The organism is Streptomyces pactum (assembly GCF_002005225.1).
GTDB classification, from domain to species: Bacteria; Actinomycetota; Actinomycetes; order Streptomycetales; family Streptomycetaceae; genus Streptomyces; species Streptomyces pactum_A.
In genome coordinates this window covers 4,623,639-4,643,231 of record NZ_CP019724.1, presented here as the reverse complement: position 1 = coordinate 4,643,231, position 19,593 = coordinate 4,623,639, and the positions used below count along the sequence as shown (strand labels likewise).

14 protein-coding genes are annotated in these 19,593 nt (G+C 66.7%); 10 read left to right on the top strand and 4 right to left on the bottom strand.

The genetic code is table 11. The features are described from left to right. Positions 1–64 precede the first annotated feature (64 nt). From B1H29_RS19685 to B1H29_RS19675, 3 genes are all read left to right on the top strand, one after another. Positions 65–1,051: a MerR family transcriptional regulator gene (locus tag B1H29_RS19685; protein ID WP_055421964.1), complete on the top strand. Its 987-nt coding sequence runs from the start codon at positions 65–67 to the stop codon at positions 1,049–1,051. Between the two features lie 196 nt (positions 1,052–1,247). After that, entirely contained in the window at positions 1,248–1,625 is a 378-nt protein-coding gene (locus B1H29_RS19680; RefSeq protein ID WP_055421965.1) for a hypothetical protein, read from the top strand. A gap of 66 nt (positions 1,626–1,691) precedes the next feature. Then, positions 1,692–2,081, top strand: a complete 390-nt coding sequence (locus B1H29_RS19675) for a hypothetical protein (protein ID WP_055422168.1) — start codon at positions 1,692–1,694, stop codon at positions 2,079–2,081. Positions 2,082–2,680: 599 nt separating this feature from the next. Here B1H29_RS19675 and B1H29_RS19670 read toward each other — a convergent pair. The 3 genes from B1H29_RS19670 to B1H29_RS19660 all read right to left on the bottom strand — a co-directional run bounded on the left by B1H29_RS19670 (position 2,681) and on the right by B1H29_RS19660 (position 9,088). Beyond that, a complete protein-coding gene (locus B1H29_RS19670; protein WP_234393201.1) occupies positions 2,681–7,051 on the bottom strand; it encodes a hypothetical protein in 4,371 nt (1,456 codons plus the stop codon). A 217-nt stretch (positions 7,052–7,268) separates the two neighbouring features. Further along, a complete protein-coding gene (locus B1H29_RS19665) occupies positions 7,269–7,808 on the bottom strand; it encodes a GNAT family N-acetyltransferase (RefSeq protein WP_199832457.1) in 540 nt (179 codons plus the stop codon). Further along, on the bottom strand, positions 7,805–9,088 hold the full coding sequence (locus B1H29_RS19660) for a Tat pathway signal sequence domain protein (protein WP_079160324.1): 1,284 nt from the start codon (positions 9,086–9,088) through the stop codon (positions 7,805–7,807). Before B1H29_RS19660 ends, B1H29_RS19665 begins: the two co-directional genes overlap by 4 nt. Before the next feature lie 241 nt (positions 9,089–9,329). On the opposite strand from B1H29_RS19660, the gene B1H29_RS19655 reads away from it, so the two are divergent. From B1H29_RS19655 to B1H29_RS19625, 7 genes are all read left to right on the top strand, one after another. Further along, positions 9,330–9,776, top strand: a complete 447-nt coding sequence (locus B1H29_RS19655; protein WP_055421966.1) for an ATP-binding protein — start codon at positions 9,330–9,332, stop codon at positions 9,774–9,776. Between the two features lie 227 nt (positions 9,777–10,003). Next, positions 10,004–10,192 (top strand): hypothetical protein, encoded by a 189-nt coding sequence (locus B1H29_RS19650; RefSeq protein ID WP_055421967.1) that lies wholly within the window; start codon positions 10,004–10,006, stop codon positions 10,190–10,192. Between the two features lie 189 nt (positions 10,193–10,381). Further along, positions 10,382–10,561 (top strand): FxLD family lanthipeptide, encoded by a 180-nt coding sequence (locus B1H29_RS19645; protein WP_016825826.1) that lies wholly within the window; start codon positions 10,382–10,384, stop codon positions 10,559–10,561. Between the two features lie 218 nt (positions 10,562–10,779). Next, entirely contained in the window at positions 10,780–13,734 is a 2,955-nt protein-coding gene (locus tag B1H29_RS19640; RefSeq protein ID WP_055421968.1) for a lantibiotic dehydratase, read from the top strand. Beyond that, entirely contained in the window at positions 13,731–15,005 is a 1,275-nt protein-coding gene (locus B1H29_RS19635; protein WP_055421969.1) for a lanthionine synthetase C family protein, read from the top strand. Before B1H29_RS19640 ends, B1H29_RS19635 begins: the two co-directional genes overlap by 4 nt. Before the next feature lie 21 nt (positions 15,006–15,026). Continuing rightward, a complete protein-coding gene (fxlM, locus tag B1H29_RS19630; RefSeq protein ID WP_055421970.1) occupies positions 15,027–17,108 on the top strand; it encodes a methyltransferase, FxLD system in 2,082 nt (693 codons plus the stop codon). 88 nt (positions 17,109–17,196) lie between these two features. Next, positions 17,197–18,333, top strand: a complete 1,137-nt coding sequence (locus tag B1H29_RS19625) for a hypothetical protein (RefSeq protein WP_079160323.1) — start codon at positions 17,197–17,199, stop codon at positions 18,331–18,333. Positions 18,334–18,390: 57 nt separating this feature from the next. On the opposite strand, the gene B1H29_RS19620 is transcribed toward B1H29_RS19625, so the two are convergent. Continuing rightward, positions 18,391–19,467 (bottom strand): hypothetical protein, encoded by a 1,077-nt coding sequence (locus tag B1H29_RS19620; protein WP_159027839.1) that lies wholly within the window; start codon positions 19,465–19,467, stop codon positions 18,391–18,393. Positions 19,468–19,593: the final 126 nt, after the last annotated feature.

Here is a 19,593-nt window from a genome sequence, read left to right as displayed (position 1 = left end):
CGCCCTGTACCGCGTCGTACGGCGGCTTGACTCTCCGGTGACTGGAGACCGGAGAGTGGGCGCCATGAACGGCGCGACGCCCCTGCACTCGATCGGTGAACTGTCGGCCCGTACCGGTGTGCCGGTACGGACGATCCGGTTCTACTCGGACACCGGCCTGCTGCCGCCCACTCACCGCACCCCGGCCGGCTACCGCCGCTACGGCGACGCGGCCCTCGGTCGGCTGCGCCTGGTCCGGGTCCTGCGGGAGCTGGACGTCGACCTCCCCACCGTCCGCCGGGTCCTGGACGGTGACCTCCCCGTCGCCGAGGTCGCCGCCGCGCACGCCGACGCCACCGCCCTCCAGATCCGCGCGCTGCGCCTGCGGCAGAGCATGCTGCGTCTCGTCGCCCGGCGCGGCTCGAGCCCCGAGGAGACAGTTCTCATGCACCGCCTGACCCGCCTCTCTTCCGACGAACGACGGCGCATGGTGGCCGACTTCATCGCCGGCCTCGGTGCCGGCGCTCCCGACGCCCGAGGCGCTGCCGCCGCCCTGCGCACCGCCCTGCCCGATCTCCCCGACGAACCGTCCGACGCCCAGCTCACCGCGTGGGTGGAGATCGCCGAACTCGTCGCCGACGACGGCTTCCGCGCGCGCATGGCGCATGCGGCGCTCCCGCCCGCCGACGAGGAGGCCCTGCCGGGCGCGGCTCCCGAGGCGGCGGCGGAGCTCGTCCCCTTCGTCAGGCGGACCGTCGCCGCCGCGAGGGCGGCGGACATCGACCCGGACGATGACGATGCCGTCCCGGTCGTCGACGCCGTCGTGGAGCGCTTCGCCGCCACGCTCGGCCGCCCCGACAGCCCCGAGCTGCGGGCGTGGATGGCCCGGCAGTTCGACGCGGGACACGACCCGCTCGTCGAGCGGTACTGGCGCCTGGTCTGGACCGTCAACGACTGGCAGGTGGTGCCCGCACACCTGCCCTTCCAGCCCTGGATGATCGAGGCCCTGCACCGGTCCCGGCCGGCGGCTCACGGGCAGAGCCACGGACAGGGCGGTCACCGCTGCGGCTAGGGTCCCTCGGCATGAGCACAACACCGCACGGAATACACCGGGTTGGCCTCCGCGCCCTCCCCGGAACCGGTGCGGCCTTCACCCTCGCCGCGTACTCGGCCGCCTGCCGGTTCGTCCGTGACCGCCGAGCCGGCGACGCCGAGGCCGCTGTCCAGGCGCGACGGGGCGCCGCCCGGGCCCCGGAGCGGGGCCGCCCGTGAACACTCCTCGCCGGGTCACCCCGCGCCGCCTCGGCGCCGCCGCCGCGATCTACGGCGTGTTCGTCGCGGGCTGGTACCTGGGGCAGCCCGTCACCCCCGAATGCCACGTCGACCAGGCCGCCCTCGACCGGATCGCCGAGGAGTACGAACCCGTACCGTTCCCCACACCCACTCCGACGCCCACGGCGTACCCGTCACGGTACGACCCGGTGTCCCCCCTCCCGTCCGCCCCGATGCCGGACCCGGCCCGCGGCCCGCGTGGGGGCGCCGACGTCCATCTGTCCCAGACGTTCGCCGACTACGCCGTCGCCTGCACCAACGACACGGGCGAACGCCCCCGCCTGCGGGCGTGGTTCGAGGGCGATTGGCGGTAGGGGGTGATGTGGCCGGGCGCGTCCGCCGACGCGGGCGCCGGACCCGTGTCGTGTGACACTCCCCGGATGCCTGCCTGGACAACCCCGCGCCGCCTCGGCGCCGCCACAGCTCTGTACGCCGTGTTCCTGGCCGGGTGGTGGCTGGGCCAGCCCGTGCGCTCCGACGGCTGCCTCGAAGACCGGCTCGCCGCCGGGGCGGCCGCTCGTCCCGCGCCGGTGGAACCGGCCGACCCCGCCCGGTACCTCGAGAATCTCGGCCTCGGGTTCGACTTCGGTCTCCTCGACTGGGCCGACGACATGGACGGCTACCGCGACGGCGAGTACGGCCCCAGCGACTACGGGTACGACCTGCGGGGCGGGTCCGGAACCTACGTCACGTCCGGCGCCGTCCACACTCCTTGCTCCTACAAGGAGCGCGCCCGCCTGCTCGCGTGGCTCAACGGCGACCGGGGCTGACCCCACCCGCGCGCCCGCCTGCCCGGAAACGAGTCGGCGCCCGGACCGGCCGAAGCCGACCCGAGCGCCGTCGGTAGGCCCTGTGGGACTCGAACCCACAACCAATGGATTAAAAGTCCTGGCCAAAGCCTGTTGGGTGGTTCCGGACGCTGGTTCGGTGTCCGGAACCGCCTGGTCAGAGCATGTGCGCCGTGAGTGCCGATCCGCCGCGCGGCGGGTTGTGCCACACCGTCCGCTCACGCATCGCTCACGCAGAACATGCCGCTGACCAGAGCGTTCGCTCCTGCTGCCTCACAGGATTCGCGTATATCCGCCGCTCCCCCTTCGAGCGGCCTTCTCCACCGGGCGCTGAGTGTAGCGACGGCAGGATTCGATCCCTGCGACACCCGCTTTAGGAGTGGGATTGGATCCATGCCGCGGGGTGCTCGACGCTGCCACGCGGTACTGTTTCCGCTGGTCAGAAGCGCGCAGCGAGCCACCTAATCCGGCTCACTTTTCATCCGCCGTACGTGGCCCTCGTTTCACCCGTTGCCGAGAGCGCAGGACCGGCCCGGCGCTCTGCTGATCGCCAATGGTGTGGGAATCACGCCCGTTCACTACTATCGCTCAGACTTTTCTACCAAGTCCGCCACACCAAAGGCCCCGATAAGCAGAAGTTGATCCAGTAGATCAAGAACCTGCCCGCGGCTTGTAGTCGATGTAGCTTGCGCGTACGCCCGAACTAGTAGCTCACCAACATGCCGTGCGTCTGCTGCTGCGCGATTCCGAATGTCTCCCGAGCCCTCTCCATGGATCTCAACGAATCGACGACCGCACTCCAACGCCAAGTCGTCGACGCGGTCAGAGGCGTGCTCAAGAGTAATTAGCAGTTGCGGTAGAGCCTCCTCGAAAGAGGCAGAATGAATTAGTGCTTTGAGAGAGACCTTCAGGGGACGTAGGCGTTGACCGCGAACTACCGATGCAAATTCAGCAATAGCACCGCGTACTTTGTCTTCAGGGTCATCGATAAATTGCTCGAAGGCTCGCTGAGCAACGGCGGTATCGGTCGCATTAGACAGCCCGTGAGCACAAGCCCCGGCAGCTCCAATACGGCTGGCTACGTCTTCGCCTGAGAGCACCGAGTCCAACATCTCTACCAAGCTCCAATGCATCGCAGCCAGAGCAGCCAATTGCCCGCCACACTGTCGCGTCTCGTATCTCTCCGATTGAAGCATGCGTTCAATCACAGGCTTCACTACGTCAAGGTCCTCAAAGCCAATGTGAGCCATAAGCCGCACTACAGCATGTGTAGCCAGAAGTTCATCGTCTGCATTAATGAGGCGAGCGAATGCTTGCAACGCCTGAGGACGAGCGTGACGCATAGAGGCATGAATCACATGCGCGACACAAGAGCGTACGGTGACAGCAGGATCCTCGGCCATTGCATCGAGCACTGGGAGAACCAACGCTGTTCGAGAGCCATCCGCGTCGTAGATAAGGAGGTCACCCAGAATCTCTGCCGCACTTCCTCGCGAAGAATTAATCCCCGACGTATACAGGTCTCGTCCCTGAGTGTGCTCTTGATTGGCGGTTTGGACAGTCAAGCTGCCATCAACTGGGTCACTAGCACCGGTCGCGCGGTCAATAATAAGCTGAACGATATCTTGAGGAACTGTCTTGAGATACTTTCGGATGGCAGATCCCAGCCACCGATTGTTTGCCTCGTGTCCGAGGGAAGCGATGTGTCGGACGGCTTCAAACACCGGCGCAGGGTCAGCAAGGGCATCGGCGTTGCCTAGTCCCATGAGGATTGCATCACCGTAAGCAGCATGGACGCTTTCATCAAATCGAAGAGCTAGCCGAGAGAATCTCTCAGGATCGCTCTTCGTTTGCTCCTGTAGGACATGTGATTGCTCGTAAGCGCCACCGGTGTGAGTCCGCCAGTCGGTTCTCTCTGAGTTATGTTTTGCTATGGCACCCAGCCACTGTTCATCGCTCATGCGTCCGGCGGCAGCCTGATTAATGGGAGCGCCGATCGCGCCTCCCGTTACGCCCTGAGGCTCTGCCGGCTGATCGGAATCAAACTTCCTGCGTAGTTCGCCGAGTCGACGGCGCCCTAGCTCAGATAGCCGATCTTCTTGCATCGCTGAAAGCAGATTAAACGGGTACCAGCCCGTAGGCTTGGACTCCCATGGAAAACGAACTTCGAGAATCGCAGCTTCAATACTGGCGAATGCCTCATCAGGCATGAACTGACTCGTGCTCTGGATGAGTTCCCGCGTTTTCCATACAGCATTTGCCGCATAGTAGCCACTAATAAACCGGTGGGTCCCCTGAAGTAGAAGCTCGGCTGCCCAATCTGCGTAGTGACTACCTGCCGCCCGCAATGCCTCATAGAGGAGCCACTGCGCTGTGTCGTGAGGATCAAACGCGAGGCTTTCGAGGACTGGACGAGCCGATGCGGCGTCCCTTTCAACGATCCCGCGAAGCGCTGTAGCAGCCCCTGCTAGAAGTGCATCTTCAAGTTCACGAATGTTGGTTCGTGGGTGGCGGTGGGAGAAATGCCGATCCCTATGAGGGCGGCTGTCATCGTGCTCGTAGGCTGTCTTAGCCATTACTCCCAACATGTACGGGATGAGACGTTCACAGAAAAGCTCTGGTGCTCCCGCTGCCGCGAGTTGCGTTAGTTGGATTACCGAGTAATCTCGGTCAAGTAGGGTCTCGATCTTCCCTTTGTCATCTACGGCCATGGCACTAGGCCGGTCCACGAGGTGTGCGGCCAACAGTTCGACCACCCAATCGGGCCGCTGCTTACCGAGATCATGAGCAGAAAGCCAGACTTCATCCTCCATTCCCACATATTGCCCGCTCCTCACGGCGTCGAGGAGCAAATCAAATAGAGGGCGACTCTGATGGATATCAGAGAACCGAGTTACCCATCGTAGCCACTGCGGGTATTCGGCTACAGCCTTGTACCTCTGAAGGATCTCAGCAAGACGATCAGGGCTTGATTTCGCAGCCCCTGCCATCACTTCGATGGCTCGTCCCTGCTCTGTTTCGTCTTCCCCGTCAAGCCACTCTTCGATGACACCCTCCGCATCGAGACGCTCAAACCACGGTGCTGTCTGGAGGATTCGCCACAGTCGTGCCTCGAAGGCTGGGTGTGTCTCTTGGACGTTGGTCACCATCTCCCATTCACGGGATGTTGGGTCAGACAGAGATCCGAGAAGTTTAAGGACCACATCTTTGATGTGGTACCTGATGTCGGGACTCGTAAGTAGGGCCTCCGTCTCGACAGCGAAGCGGTCTGGCTCGAGTTCTCGAAGATGGTTCATAACTTGACGAACTTGCGCCCGCCGGAAGAGTTCTTGCTCTCCTCCCAGCAGGAACGATACGAGTGACTCATCGCGCTCGATCCAGCCACGAGCAAAGGCGTAGTCGAAGAAGCTCTCATGAAAGAATGCGATCTGCTGACCATCGCGAACGAGAACATGCTCCGAGACAAGGACTCCCGCATCATCAGCCAGATCATCGGCATCAAGAGCAGTAATCGGGACAGAGAGCCGCTGCCTCGCACTGATGGCCTCAGCAAGAGTCGAGATAACCTTGTTAAAGCGAACTGAATCACGCCTCTGGCGACAGTCGGTCAGCTTGCGTTGCCAGAAGGCGTCGAAGAGATTTTTCGTGGTTTGAAATGCCATGGCGTCTTCGTCGCCGGCGATACTCTTCAACAGAACAAGGTTCAGCGGAGAGCGCAGTAGCGTCTTTTGGTGGTCAGCTAGCGCGTTCGCATCCAATCCCATTGCACGAACCGACTCTGTGACTTGCGCGTCGGAAAGCTCCCCGACCTCGACATGCGCGCAATTCTTGGCATCTGCAAGTTCGCGGATCCGGTAGTCGTTCTCGACATCAAATTTCCGACAAGCGAGAACGACCGTCATTGCAGGAAATGCTGACGCTTCGCGCACCAAACTCGCAACGGCATCAAAGTTCCTCGGCATTCTCCCTGATGTCAGACTAACGGCGTCCAACTGGTCCACGATGAGAACACTGGAGCGCTCTCCAGCAACTGCAGCAAGTGCCGTGACAGGAGAAACACCTACGCCAATCCTTTCCCCTAGCTCAGTCGTAGAGGAGAAGGGCTCGAGACGATCAAGCCGGAAAGCTAGAAGTGGCACCGAATCCGCGTCAAGAGATTCGTAGACGTGATGAAGCGCGGCACTCTTTCCGCCGCCACCATGCCCCATCAATAGAAGAAGTTTATTCGACCCATTGATTAGCCCTACTAGCTGGTCGGCCTCGGAGCGATCAATAGTCGGTTGAAGGAGCTCTCGCTCAATATTCGATGCCCACCCCTTAGAAACCGAGCTAACCTGTTCAGCAATCCCACTCGCGTTAAGCAGTCGGGACCGACTCAGTCCATAAGTGCCCAGGCGAGAATCAATTGCCGGGGCATCAAGCGTGACACCAAGGGAATTCTGAATCAAGTCCCCTAGACCAACTGCCGCTAGACTTCCGGCTGCACCTTCCAAAAGGAGTTGTGCCAATGCTCCGTTCATGCTCACAATGTCTTGCTCATCTGGCCATGAGATCGAAAAGCCTCGCAAGATTTTCCATGCTATCTCCGAAGATTCAAAGATTTCGGAAGATGAAAGGTCGTCGAATGGGTCCCTGAGCCCTTTCGTTAGCCAATGCTTGATGAAATCATCATGGTTTCCTGAGCGCCTTGCGCGATCGGCAAGCTCTTGAAGGGGACTGGCAGGCAATAGGGAAACGAAGCGGAACTGACGTCCATCTTCGACGTGCGAGCGAACGTTCTCCCAAATCCCTTTGTCTTGGAGAGATTTGACCGTCCAGGTGTTTGCGCTGCCGTTCTGCCGCTTCAACTGATGGACTTCTACGGTGTCGCCGTGGCGATAGGTGAACTCGGCTCCCAGGCCCAGCTCATCGATGTCCTCGACCGTTACAGAATGACCCGTACCAAGAAGCACGTAGAGAACGTGTCGAATCGTCCAGGCGCCTTCATAGCGGTTACCAAATTTGTCAGCCTCACCCCCTGGCCTAGGACTCATGAGCCTTTCCCCCTTCACTGCGTGACAGCATCACGAACGGTGCCCCTTGAGCTGAGTGCTTCAACGATAGCGCCGGGTGCTGACAGGGGATGCGAATCCCCTACACCACGTTGTGGGGCACGTCCTCGGGGGCTGTTCAGCGAATGGTACGGATCATCACGGCGAGCACCGGCGAGGCCGGTGACGGCTGACTCTGGCCGATGTCCTTGTACCCCCACGACTTGTAGAGCGCGTGGACCTTTCCGTCTCCAGCAGCCGGGTTGACCATGAGCGTGACGAAGGACTCGTGGCGTGTGGCGAGGAGGGCGTCGTGGATGCGGCGAGCGGTGCCTGTCTTCCGCCAGGTTTGCCGGACGCCGATCTCCTTCAAAGCCACGGCCGGATGCGCGGTGTACTTCTCCGCCGGCGTCGGGCTGGTGCGCTGCCAGTAGCGGTCGCCGTGCTCGATGGTGTTGCCGTAGGCGTAGCCGACCGGATACCCGTCCGCGTACGCGAGGACGGCCGTGAACCCCGGCTCGGTGCCGTGTCGGTCCAGGCGTTCGCCGAACGCGGTGACCGCGTAGTTCGGCAGGTGGAGGAGTGGGGCGCGTACGTCGGCGTACACGTCGAGGAGGTCGCCGCGGGCTGTGTCGAGGGTGGTGAAGGTACGCAGTTCGATGGCGGGCGCCGTGGTCATGCGGCCATCCTCCAGGTGGCGGTGTGCTCGGTCCAGGTCTGCACGGTGGAGGTGCCCGGCGCGGTGGCGCGCAGTGCGGCCCCGAACTCCTGCAGCATGCGAGTGACCCGGGCGTGCTGGGTGGCGGCTTCGGCGGGGACCTTCATCGCGGTGGCCGTGGCGGCGTCGGGGGCGCCCTGGGCGAGCTGAGCGTGTGCGAGCCGGGTGGTGGTGATTGCGCGGGAGCGGATCATGTGGGGGCGGAGGGCGGACAGGCAGCGGTGGGCGTGGTACTCGGCGGTCGAGTAGTCGCCGAGCGCCAAGTGTGCGGAGAGGGCTAGGGAGTCCAGCTCGGCCTGGTCGTAGAAGGCGAGCATCCACACCGGCCGGTAGTCGGCGGGGTCGGCTCGCAGCATGGCGTCCTGGGCCTGCTCGAAGGCCCGGCGGGTGCCGGTGCGGTCCTGTGCCGTGCCGTGGATTGCGCCCTGGCGCGCCAGACCGAGGGAGGCGAACAGAGGGTCGCGGCGTGTGAGGTGCAGGTTGCGGGCGACGTCGTTGGCGGCGAACGCGTCGGCCGGACGGCCCATGTGGCGGTACATGGTGCCCGCGTGACTCCAGATGCGGAACTTGATCGCCTGGTCGCCGGACATCTCGGCGAGGGCCTGGGCCTCGCGCATGTGTGCCTTGGCGATGTCGTAGCGGCGGCCGTCGATGGCGGCCCACATCGCGGAGGAGCGGAAGGCGGCTGCGGAGGCGTAGAGGTTGCTGCGCACCCGCTGGGTGGCGCTGCCGGCGTTCTGGAGGTTGAGTGCCTCGTCGGCGAGGGCGGCGGCCCGCTGTTCGATGCCGAGTTGTCCACCGTGGCGGTGGTCGCTGGCGATGATCTCGGCGAAGCGCTTGTTGAGGCGGTTGACGTCGCTCATGCCGATACGGCGCGGCGATGTGGTGCCGGGTGCGGCTGCTGCTGCGGCAGCCGCCGCGATGCTGCCGACGAGGGTGCGGCGCTTCATGTCGGGGTCCTCCTGCTGCGGTGGGGCCGGGGTGGACGAAGGCCGGCTCCGTGGCACGAACCCTAAAGCGACGGCGGGTAGTCCGGTGACGTCCTCAAGTGCCTTGCGGGCGGCTGACTTTGGCCACGTGACCCGGCCCGCTTTCCATGCCCGGACCGATGAGCCGTCGAGTCCTCCAGGGCGCCCGGTCAACCGTTCAATGGCGCTGTTCACGGCCTCGGCGAGGCTGTTGGAGCTGTAGCCGTGTTCGGTCATCCACGCCTCAAGAACGGTGTTGCGGGTGGTGTCCATGCGGGCACGGTAGTCCGCGCGATCCCCACCCGCCAGGTAAAGGAGAGGTCAAAACGTCCTAGGCAGGTCCGTCGGCTGAGTGCCTGAACGTCCTAACCAGCCTGCGGGGAAAGGGAGTTGTCTGGGTGCTGGTCGCCCGCCGCGCCCCACCGTGCGGGCGGCTGTTGACGGCCCGGCCCGCCCCTGAGGTTCCCCCGCGGGGGTGGGCCGGGCGCCGAGACGACACGAAGGCTCCACCCCAATGACGAGTCTAAGAACACCAGTTGAGGCCCTCTCCGTCGGCCACCCCACGTACAGCCAGACCTTCCCGTGCGAGCCGTCCACGGCCGAGATCGGCCGCGACCTCGTCCGAGCCGTCCTCGGTGTGTGGCACATCGATGGCCTCGCCGACCGTGCCGCGCTGATCGTCACGGAGCTGATCGCGAACGCCGCCCGGCACACTCCGTGTCCCGAGATCCGCCTCACGGTCGGGCGGCCGAGCGCGACACGAGTGCGTGTTGGGGTCGTGGACCGGGAACCGACGCGTCTGCCCATACTCGGCCAGGCGGGTGACGACGACGAGTCGGGGCGTGGGCTGCTTCTCGTCGATGCTGTCGCCGACCGCTGGGGCTACGACCTGCATGGCTCGGGCAGACGCCCCTGGGGCAAAGAGGTCTGGGCGGAACTCCGCACCGGGGGTGGCGAGTGAGTATCCCGGCCACGGCACCCTCGCCCCTTCCGGATCTCGCCCGGCTCCGGCCCCGCCAGCAGATGGCCATGGACTGCGCCCTCTGTGCTCGGCCGCTGGGAGCGAGCGGTCGACGGCTGGGCGAGATACGCCACCGGGGCCTGCCGTTCCAGCTCTGGGCCTGTGCTCCCAACTGTCAGGCCGCCAGATCGACCATCCCGACCAGCTGAGAAAGGGGACGTCCCTCCATGGAGTGGCCGTGGATCACCGGTGATTGCTGGCTCGGCTGCGGACGTACCGGAGTCCTGGTGATGTGGCTCGGCCCGGTGCAGTGGGACGGGCAGCACGCGCCCTTCTACGCCTGCGAGCCGTGCCTCGATCGCCTCAAGGCCCAGGCGCTCGCCTACTTCATGGAGCGGCGACCGGCATCCGCTTGATCAGACTCCCGGTACATGACTTCCCGGCCTGAGTCAGGCGCCCCGCGAGGACTTCCTACGCGGAGCACGTCCCCACATGCCGGGCGGCCAGGAGCCGTCCGGGGAGCAGCCGAGTGGCAACGCTCCCTCAGCGGCACCTGGTGGGCGCTCCAGCCCAGTAACACCCCAACGATTAAGAGGAGTTGAAGCATGACGCGCAGCACCGTAGTTCCCAGCCGCACCGAAGTACGCCCGCAGATCCCTGGGGCATCGGACGGCTTCGACCTGGACGTATCCCTCGTCGAGATCGCCGACCCGGCGGGCCTGGTCAACCTGACCGACGACAACTGCGGGTCCACCTGCGGCGCCTGCACCACCAACGTCGCCTGACCCGGCCCCCAGATCACCCCAGTCTGGTGCCGCCGCGTCTCCACGCGACGGCACCAGCCGCCCGGCCCCCTCGCCTACGGAGGTACTTGGTGGTTGCTCCGCCCGCAGCGTTCCGCACCGGTTCCACTGCTCTCGTGCGCGCCGTGGCCCGGCCCTCGCTGCCATTTCCTCCATGCCCTGACCTCGATGACCGCTCGCCCAGTGGTTCGTCCGCCCTTGTGGCGTGGCTACGCGCGGTCTGGGCGAACAAGGACGTCGCCGAGGCACTCCAGCACTCCAGCCCGGTCCTGGCCGCGCAGGTACGGGCCCTGTGCACGGCCGAGCATCCCGCCCGCCGCGATGTGCAGCGCGCGGCGCTGTCCGTAGCCCGCTACCTGCTGCGGGCCCAGCACCGGGCCACGCCCTTCGGCCTGTTCGCCGGCGTGGCCACCGCGGAGTTCGGCCCGCAGGCGCGGGCCGGCTGGGGCGAGGAACACGTGGCCGTCGGCCGCGCGGGGGCAGAGTGGCTGGCTGCCGTAGTCGCGTGGTTGGAGTCATGCCCGGACCTCCTCGAACGGCTGCCCGTCGTCGCCAACAACACCGTGACGTACCGGGGAGACCGGCTCATCGTGCCGTTCCAGCCCGACGTCCAAGACGACCGGACTCGCGCGGTCGAGGCGTCTCTGGCCCTGACCGGACCGGTGCGCGCAGTCCTTGCCGGGACCCGGGCGCCGATCCGGTTCGGCACCCTCGTGGACAAGCTCCAGGCGGAGTTCCCTGAGGCCGGTCCCGAGAAGGCGCGTCACCTGCTGGCGGAGCTGATCCGGCGGCGGGTGCTGATCACGGGCCTGCACGCTCCGAGCACCGAGACCGACGCCCTCGGGTATCTGGTGGGCCAACTCGACGCGATCGACGCCGGGAGCCTGGCCCCGGTCGCGGAGACCGTACGCGAACTCCACGCGATCCGGGCGGGTTTGGAGAAGTGCACTACGCACGGCGGCCGGGACAGAGTCGCGGCGCAGATGCGAGACCTCGCCCCCGGCCTGCGTCGCCACCCCCTCGCGCTCGACCTCCGCCTCGACGCGCAGATCGTTCTGCCGGAAACGGTCGCCCGAGAGATCGAGCGCGCCGCTCTCATCCTGACCCACTTGAGCATCCGCCCGTACGGGACCGCCGCGTGGAACGAGTACCACCAGCGGTTCTACGAGCGGTACGGCATCGGCACGATGGTGCCGCTCGCGGAGGTCGTCGCGGACAGCGGCACTGGCTATCCCGACGGCTACCCAGGCGCTCCGGCCGGCGCACGCAGGCCCCGTGTCTCCGCTCGGGATGACGCCCTCGTAGGGCTGGCTCAGGCCGCTGTGCTCGACGGCCGTGACGAAGTGATCCTCACGGATCAACAGATTGAGGCTCTGGACGTAGGGCCCGACGAGCCTCGGCTGCCGCCGCACCTGGAGATCGGGGTGCGAGTGCATGCGGCCAGCCTGGAGGAGTTGCAGCGCGGGCGGTTCCGGCTGGAGGTCATGAGCGTGTCCCGTGGCGCCGGCGTCTCCACGGGCCGATTCCTCAGTGTGCTGGCCCTTGCTGACCGGGAGGCCCTGGTCGCCGAGCTTGCTGACCTCCCGGCCGCAGACGGCAACACCATGCCCGCGCAGCTCTCCTTCCCGCCCCTGCTCCCCGAGAGCGCCCACGTCACCCGCTCCCCACAGGTCCTGCCCACCGTGATCAGCCTTCAGGAGCACCGTGCCCCGCAGGACACCGTCCTCACCTCGGAGGACTTGGCGGTGGGGTGCGACGGCCGCCGTATGTACCTCGCCGTCCCCGAGCGAGGCCACCGCGTTGAGGCCATTGGGATGCACGCGCTGAACCTCCACACCCACACCCCGCCGCTGGTGCGGTTCCTCACCGAACTGTCCCGCGCCCAGTGCGCGCAGGTCACTGTCTTCGACTGGGGCGCCGCCGCGGCGATGCCGTTCCTTCCGCGTCTGCGGTACGGCCGCATCGTGCTGACCCCGGCGCGGTGGCGGCTGGAAGCCTCCGAACTGCCCTGCCATGCCCGCTCTCTGGTCGAGTGGGACGCCGCGTTCGCTGCCTGGCGCGCCCGGCGGAGGCTGCCGCGCCGCGTTTACCTCGTTGAGGATGACCGGCGCCTCTTCCTCGACCTCGACGAGGCCGGCCACCGTGCGCTCCTGCGCAGACACCTCGACCGCACGCGCCTGACTGTGCTGGTCGAAGCCCCGGAACCAGAGGCGTACGGCTGGTGCGGCGGGCGAGCCCACGAGATCGTAGTTCCCCTCAAGGCGACCCGACCGCCGACGTGGCCGCCTCTGCCCACCCCGAGCCGGGCCCGCGTCCTGTCGGCGACCCAGATGCAGACGCCTGCCGCGTCCTCAGTTCTTCTGGCCGCCCTGTACTGCGACCCCCGCCGCCAAGACGTCTTGCTATCCCGGCACTTGCCCGGCCTTCTCGAACAACTCGGTAACCCGCCATGGTGGTTCATCCGCTTCCGCGACCCGGACCAGCACCTCCGCGTACGCATCGCCCTCCCCGACCCGGAAGCCTTTGCTGGCACGGCCCGAACGGTGAGCGCTTGGGCCGACGAGGTACGAAGCATCGGCCTGCTGGCTGACCTGCGCTATCCCACCTCCTACCGGGAGATGGGCCGCTGGGGCTCCGGCACCGCCTGGGAGGCGGCCGAGGAGGTCTTCCGGGCGGACTCGCGCGCCATCCTGGCCCAGCTCGCGCAGCCACAGCGCCCCGGTCAGCGCACGCTGATGGCGGCCCACACCGTCGCCATCGCCTCCGCGTTCCTCGGCAGCACCGCAGCCGGGATGCGGTGGCTGATCGACCACGTCCCTCCGAAAACCCCCGCTCCCGTTCCGCGCCCGCAGTTCACCGCCGCCGTACGGCTCGCCGACCCGTCCGACAACTGGGCGGCGATGCGCCATGTCCCGGGCGGGGACGCCATCGTGTCGGGATGGGCTGACCGGGATACGGCGCTCACCACGTACCGGCCGCACTTGCCTGGCCCGGACACCGAGGGCATCGCCGTCGACGACGTCCTGACCTCCCTGCTCCACGTCCACTTCGTGCGCCACGTCGCAGTGAACTTCCCGGAGGAAGAGGTGTGCCTCTACTTGGCGCGCGCCGCCGCCCTGGCCTGGACCGCCCGCACCCGTGGGAGGGCCTCGTGACCGCCCACCCCGCGCTCGGCTTGGTCCACGCCATCGCCGCCCGGCTCGCCGACCCCGACACCGTGCGCCTCGCCTCCAGGACGCTGACCTCGGACCGGCAGCACCTTGCTTACGGCCCGCCCGGAATCGCGCTCCTGCACATCGAGCTGGCCGCGAACGGCCACGGCCCGTGGTACCGCGCCCACGACTGGCTCGCCGCCGCCTCCCGGCAGCCGCTCACCAGCGGCCCGGACAGCCACCCGTTCTACGGAGTGCCCGCCTTCGCCCACGCCCTGACCTGCGCCGCCGACCACCTCCCCGGCTCCTACCAGCGCGCCCTCGACGCGATGGACAGGCAGATCGCAGTCGACGTCGGACGCCGTCTCGACACCGCACACCGCCGCATCGACGCCGGACGCCTGCCGCAGCTCGCCGAGTTCGACACCATCCGGGGCCTCACCGGATACGGCGCCTACCTACTGCGCCGAGACCCCGGCAGCTCCACGATGCGCGCCGTCCTCGACTACTGCGTGCGCCTCACCGAACCGATCACCCATCACGGCGAGACCCTGCCGGGCTGGTGGGCGGAGACCGGGCCCTCGGGCAGCCCGGACGACCGATTCCCCGGCGGACACGCCAACACCGGTATGGCACACGGCATCGGCGGCGTGCTCGCGCTCCTGGCCCTCGCCGCTCGGAACGGCTCCGTCACCGACGGGCACCATGCAGCAGTACGCACCATCCTGGCCTGGCTGGACCGCTGGAAACAGAAGGCCGATGGCGGACCGGACTGGCCGTACTGGATCACTCAAGGCGAGCTGCGCAGGGGGCGTCTCGCGCCGTCCGCGCCCCGGCGGCCGTCCTGGTGCTACGGCACCGCCGGCCTCGCTCGCGCGCAGCAACTTGCCGCGCTGGCCCTCGGCGACGCCAGCCGCCAGATCGACGCGGAGAACGCGCTCGTGGCGGCCCTCACCGATCCCGAGCAGCTGAAGGCCACGACGGACAACGGCCTCTGCCACGGGTCCGCCGGCCTCGCCCACACCGCTGCGCGTACGGCCGACGACGCCCACCCCTCAACCGCAGACAAACTCCGAGCCGCGATCCCGGCCCTCCTGGCTGCGGTCATCCCACCAAGCACTGACCCCGAACTCATGGCCACGGCGCTCATTCAGGACAAGGAAGGCGGCCCCGGCCTCCTCGACGGCGCCGCCGGCATAGCCCTGGCCCTCCTCGCGCCCAGCACCGCCGCACCACCCCAGTCCGCCTGGGACGCATGCCTCCTCATCGCTTGATCCACCGACCGAAGGACCTCTATGCCTCCCGACCGCTGGCAGCAGCACAACATCACCTTCGGCGACCGCGAGACTGCCCGGCACACCATCGCCGAACGCCTCGGCCCCGCTCTGATCGAGGCCGAGGCCGACGGGCAGCTCACCGGCTGGTGGTTCATGAACAAGCAGCCCTGGCCGCTGCGTTACCTCGCGGACAAGCCCTCCCCGGCCATCGAGTCTCTCCTGAGCGACCTCATCGACGACGGCGTGGCCATGTCGTGCCTGCCCTGCGTCTACGAGCCCGAGACCGACGCGTTCGGCGGCACGGAGGCCATGGCCGCAGCCCACGAACTGTTCCACAGCGACTCCCGCCACCTGCTCACCTACCAGCCGAGCCCGATGCACCTGGGACGCCGGGAAACCGCCGTCCTGCTGGCGAGCGCCCTGATGCGCGGCGCCGGACTCGACTGGTTCGAACAGGGCGACGTATGGGCGAAAGTCGCAGCCCTTCGACCAGCCACCAATCCACCACCACCCGAACGAGCCGCCGAACTGGCCCCGCCCATGCGCAAGCTCATGACCGCCGACGCCCACAACCTCTGCCACCCGGGCAGCCCACTCCACGCGCACAAGGAATGGGTGACCGCCTTCGAGCGGACCGGCGCCACGCTCGCCGACCTCGCAGCCCGCGGCACCCTCACCCGCGGCCTGCGAGCCGTCATCGCCCACCACGTGATCTTCCACGCCAACCGCGCCGGTCTCCTCCGGAACGACCAGAGCGCCCTGTCCCACATCGCACGAGAGGTAGTCATGGGAACGAGTGACCACACCGCATCGCCCACCGAGGCAACGGCCGACATCGATAGCGTCAGCGCGGTGAACACCGACACGATCACCACCCCCACGGCGGACGCCGAGCGCCTCCGCAACGCCCTGGTCGACCAGCTCCGCGCGGACGGACACGCCCGCACGTCCGCCGTCGAGACCGCGCTGCGGACCGTGCCCCGCCACGTGTTCGTGCCCGAGGCGTCACTCGAAGACGCCTACGCCAACGCACCGGTGCACATCAAGTACGACACCGACGGCACGTCCATCTCCTGCGCCTCCCAGCCCGGCGTCGTCGCCCTCATGCTGGACCAGCTCGAAGCCCAGCCCGGCGAACGCATCCTCGAACTCGGCGCCGGCACCGGATACAACGCCGGTCTCCTCGCCCACCTGGTCGGCGAGAACGGACACGTGACCACCCTCGACGTCGACGACGACCTCGTGGAAGGCGCCCGCACGCATCTCGCCGCCGCCGGAGTCACCAACGCCGAGGCCGTGACCCGCGACGGGGCACTCGGCTACGCCGAAACAGCGCCGTACGACCGGATCATCGCCACCGTCGGCGCGCACGGCGTACCGCACGCCTGGCTGCAGCAGCTCGCCCCCGGCGGCCGACTCCTCGTGCCCCAACGCCTCAAGGGCACGGTGTCCCGCTCCATCGCCTACGAGCAGCGTGACGGCCGGTGGGTGTCCCTCGGCAGTGAGATGAACACCTTCATGCCGCTTCGGCGGGGCATCGCCGACGACGACCGCCGAGTGATCCCGCTCAGCACGGATGGCACCGTACGACTCCAGGCCCCCGCCGGGCTCAGCATCGACGCAGATGCCCTCGCAGGCGTGCTTGACCAGCCGCGCACCGAGGAGTGGACGGGCATGACGGTCCGCGCCATGGAGTCACCGGAGTGGATGGAACTGTTTGTCACCTGCTCCCTCCCCTCCGGCCTTGTCCGGATGCTGTTCCCCCAGAGCGCCAAGGGCACCCTGCTCACCGAGGACCCCTACCCCTCGTCGACCGCAGTCGTCGACAAGGGCGCCGTCACCTACCTCGCCCGGCGCCTGTCGAAGGAGAAGACCCCCGAGGGCGACAAGCTCTGGGAGTTCGGCGTCATCGGCCACGGCCCCGGCAGTGACGAACTGGTCGCGAGGGTCGCCGACGCCATCCGCACCTGGGATCGCGACTACCGCGACCGTGAGGCCACGTTCGAGATCCAGCCCCTTGACGCCCCCGAGATCGAGCAGCGCCCCGGTCGCTTCGCCCTCGACACCCCGCTGAACCGCATCGTCGTCGACTGGCGATGACGCCCCACCCCTAGCGGACGGTGCCCGTCGGCACACGACTGGTGGGCACCGCCGCCTCAGCAGTCCTCACTCTCGACCCGGGGGATTCATGGACCCGCACGGCCTCACAGCCCAGCGCTTCCCGCTCGTCGCCCGATTCCGCCCCGCCTATCTGCCCCTGCCTGAACGCGTACGCGCACTCGTCGACCTGGCCGACACCGCGGTGAAGAAGGCCGACCAGGGTCTCGCATCGGCCGTCTACAACCAGGCCGCGCTCATCGCCTCCGACCTTGCCCTCCCCGACCTCGCCCGCGAGATGTGTCATCAGCACGCCGCCGCCTACCTCCACGCCTGCCCCCTGCCCGGCATGAGCGCGATCCGAGGACTGGAACCGGTCGTCAACCTCGCCCGCCTCCAGATCCGCGCCGGCCACGCCGATGAGGGGCGCCAGCGACTCCTCGACCTGTACAAGGCCGTCGAGACGGGCACAGCCGCCCGGTTCGAGGGCGTCAACGTCCCTGCGGACCTCACAGCGGCCAGCGAAGACCGTCAGGAAGTTCGCGCGTGGCTGTGGCGCGTCCTCCTCGCTGACGGCACGCGCACCCTCACCACCGAGGGGCGCTGGGCCGAGGCGCTTGTGCACATCGAAGCCCACCATGGCATCGGCCAGCGGATGCTCGACGGTCGGCAGGTCGCCGTACTCGCCGCCCTCGTTGCGAACGACACGGCAGGGGCGGCTGGTCTCCTCGCCGACACGATGCCCGGCGACCCGTGGGAACAAGCCGTCACGGCGTGCCTGACCGTTCTGTGCCGCCGCGACGCCGGGCAGTCGATCGACGGCCACCTGGCCGCCCTGGTGACGGCCTACTCCGGACGGAAGGCCGAACCCGGGATGACCGTGTTCGACATCCGCCTCGGACTCACCGTCCTCGACGCGATCGGGTCCGCCGAGGCACTCGCCGCGCACCGCATCGTCGAGGACCTCCACCGCAGGACGACGGACGCCGAGGACGGCTACGCAGCCCGCGAGAACTTGGCTCACCCTCTGTTCACCGAGATCGCCACGGCCCGGCAAGTGCAGGACTGTCGCGCGCTGGTGCGCACCTGCGCCCTCGACGCAGGGATACTCCCGGACGAGCTGCAACGAGAACTGGCGGCGGCTCTGCGAGCCAGCGACAGCGTGATCCGGGGAAGCCTCGAACAGCCCTCCGGTCCTGGAAGTAAAATCCTTCCGGGGAGGGCGTGATGAGCGTACGGACCCGGGTGCCCTCGTGCAGAACAGGCGGTGGTTTAACAGATTTCTTTACTGCGGTTTGAGGTTGAATTTCCAAAGCCCGAGAATTCGGTCTTGCTCCCAATAATCCTCGGGTACCAGTTGGGCCATGAGGGCAGGCCGAGGCTCCTCGCTCAGTGCCCTGATATCGCCCCCATCTGTGGTTGTAGCTCGCCGGAACCGCGCCGTGTAGAGGGTGCTGAGCGCTCCGAAGAAGGCAAACCCCTGTTTGGCAATCTCCCGCATTTGGTCTTTGTCGACGTCCGGAGCGAAGTCGTAGTTGATCCTTGCGACTCGGCCGAGACTGTCGAACTGCGCCCTCTGTGTCGGTATCCAACCGCTGTGCCACGCCAGAAACCACGCCAGTTTCAGTTCCGCCGGATCCTTGATCACCTTTCCGGCGCTCGACAGCTCCACCCCAGCCGTTGTCATGAGTCGCTGATCGCTCTCATCCTCGGCTTCGACCGACTTTTCCATGCCTGTATCCATCAATACAGATACGGTCAAGGGTGGCTTTCCGCCCAGAAAAGCGTCACCGAGGATGCCCATCTCGTTCGCCATCATGGCGGCAGACACTGTAAGTCGTTGTTGCCCAACGTCTCGCTGGAAGGCGGATGGGGGAACCAGCGTCCATAGATTCGGTCCACTCCAATAGTGCGCGTACAGCAAGCGCCCGCCGGTGGCACGGGCGTATGCCTCCGTCGCCTCCATGTCCTTGGCTCGCACTTTGACTTTCTTCTCCTTGCCAGGTGGCACGAGCTTCACCTCGACAAGAAGCACGGTTCCGTCGCGGAGAATAATCCGAAAATCGGGGGGTCGGAGCTCACCGTCGGCGTCATCGAAGTAGTAAGAGCCGGAGTCTTCCGTCTTGATCAAGCGAACACCGCCGAGGGCGACAACCACGGCTTCGAAGGCGTACTGGGCCTGCTGTCCCTGCAATCGAGAGATATTGTCCAGCGAGGCTCGGAGTGCATGCCCAATAGCAGCCATAGTTTCTGGATGCCGATCCCGAAGGAGGGTCTGCCCATCCGGCTCCGGCAAGGCCATATGAACCAGCGGCAGCACCTCGAGCCCCAGCTCACCCTTTCGGCCACGCTTGATCGTCATCCCCGCCCCCTCGTCGTTCTTGCTCCCCATTCATGGTCCCACGATCCAGCTGACCGCCTCGCCTATTTATGGCGCAGCGGGAACCTGTGCTACGTCCGCCCCGGGCTGAGCTTGTCGCTCCCCACA

Bases quoted from the DNA above. Each gene is read 5' to 3' on its own strand.
- B1H29_RS19685 (WP_055421964.1), top strand. From the start codon at position 65: ATGAACGGCGCGACGCCCCTGCACTCGATCGGTGAACTGTCGGCCCGT.
- B1H29_RS19675 (WP_055422168.1), top strand. From the start codon at position 1,692: ATGCCTGCCTGGACAACCCCGCGCCGCCTCGGCGCCGCCACAGCTCTG.
- B1H29_RS19665 (WP_199832457.1), bottom strand. From the start codon at position 7,808: ATGACCACGGCGCCCGCCATCGAACTGCGTACCTTCACCACCCTCGAC.
- B1H29_RS19660 (WP_079160324.1), bottom strand. From the start codon at position 9,088: ATGGACACCACCCGCAACACCGTTCTTGAGGCGTGGATGACCGAACAC.
- B1H29_RS19655 (WP_055421966.1), top strand. From the start codon at position 9,330: ATGACGAGTCTAAGAACACCAGTTGAGGCCCTCTCCGTCGGCCACCCC.
- B1H29_RS19650 (WP_055421967.1), top strand. From the start codon at position 10,004: ATGGAGTGGCCGTGGATCACCGGTGATTGCTGGCTCGGCTGCGGACGT.
- B1H29_RS19645 (WP_016825826.1), top strand. From the start codon at position 10,382: ATGACGCGCAGCACCGTAGTTCCCAGCCGCACCGAAGTACGCCCGCAG.
- fxlM (WP_055421970.1), top strand. From the start codon at position 15,027: ATGCCTCCCGACCGCTGGCAGCAGCACAACATCACCTTCGGCGACCGC.
- B1H29_RS19625 (WP_079160323.1), top strand. From the start codon at position 17,197: ATGGACCCGCACGGCCTCACAGCCCAGCGCTTCCCGCTCGTCGCCCGA.
- B1H29_RS19620 (WP_159027839.1), bottom strand. From the start codon at position 19,467: ATGACGATCAAGCGTGGCCGAAAGGGTGAGCTGGGGCTCGAGGTGCTG.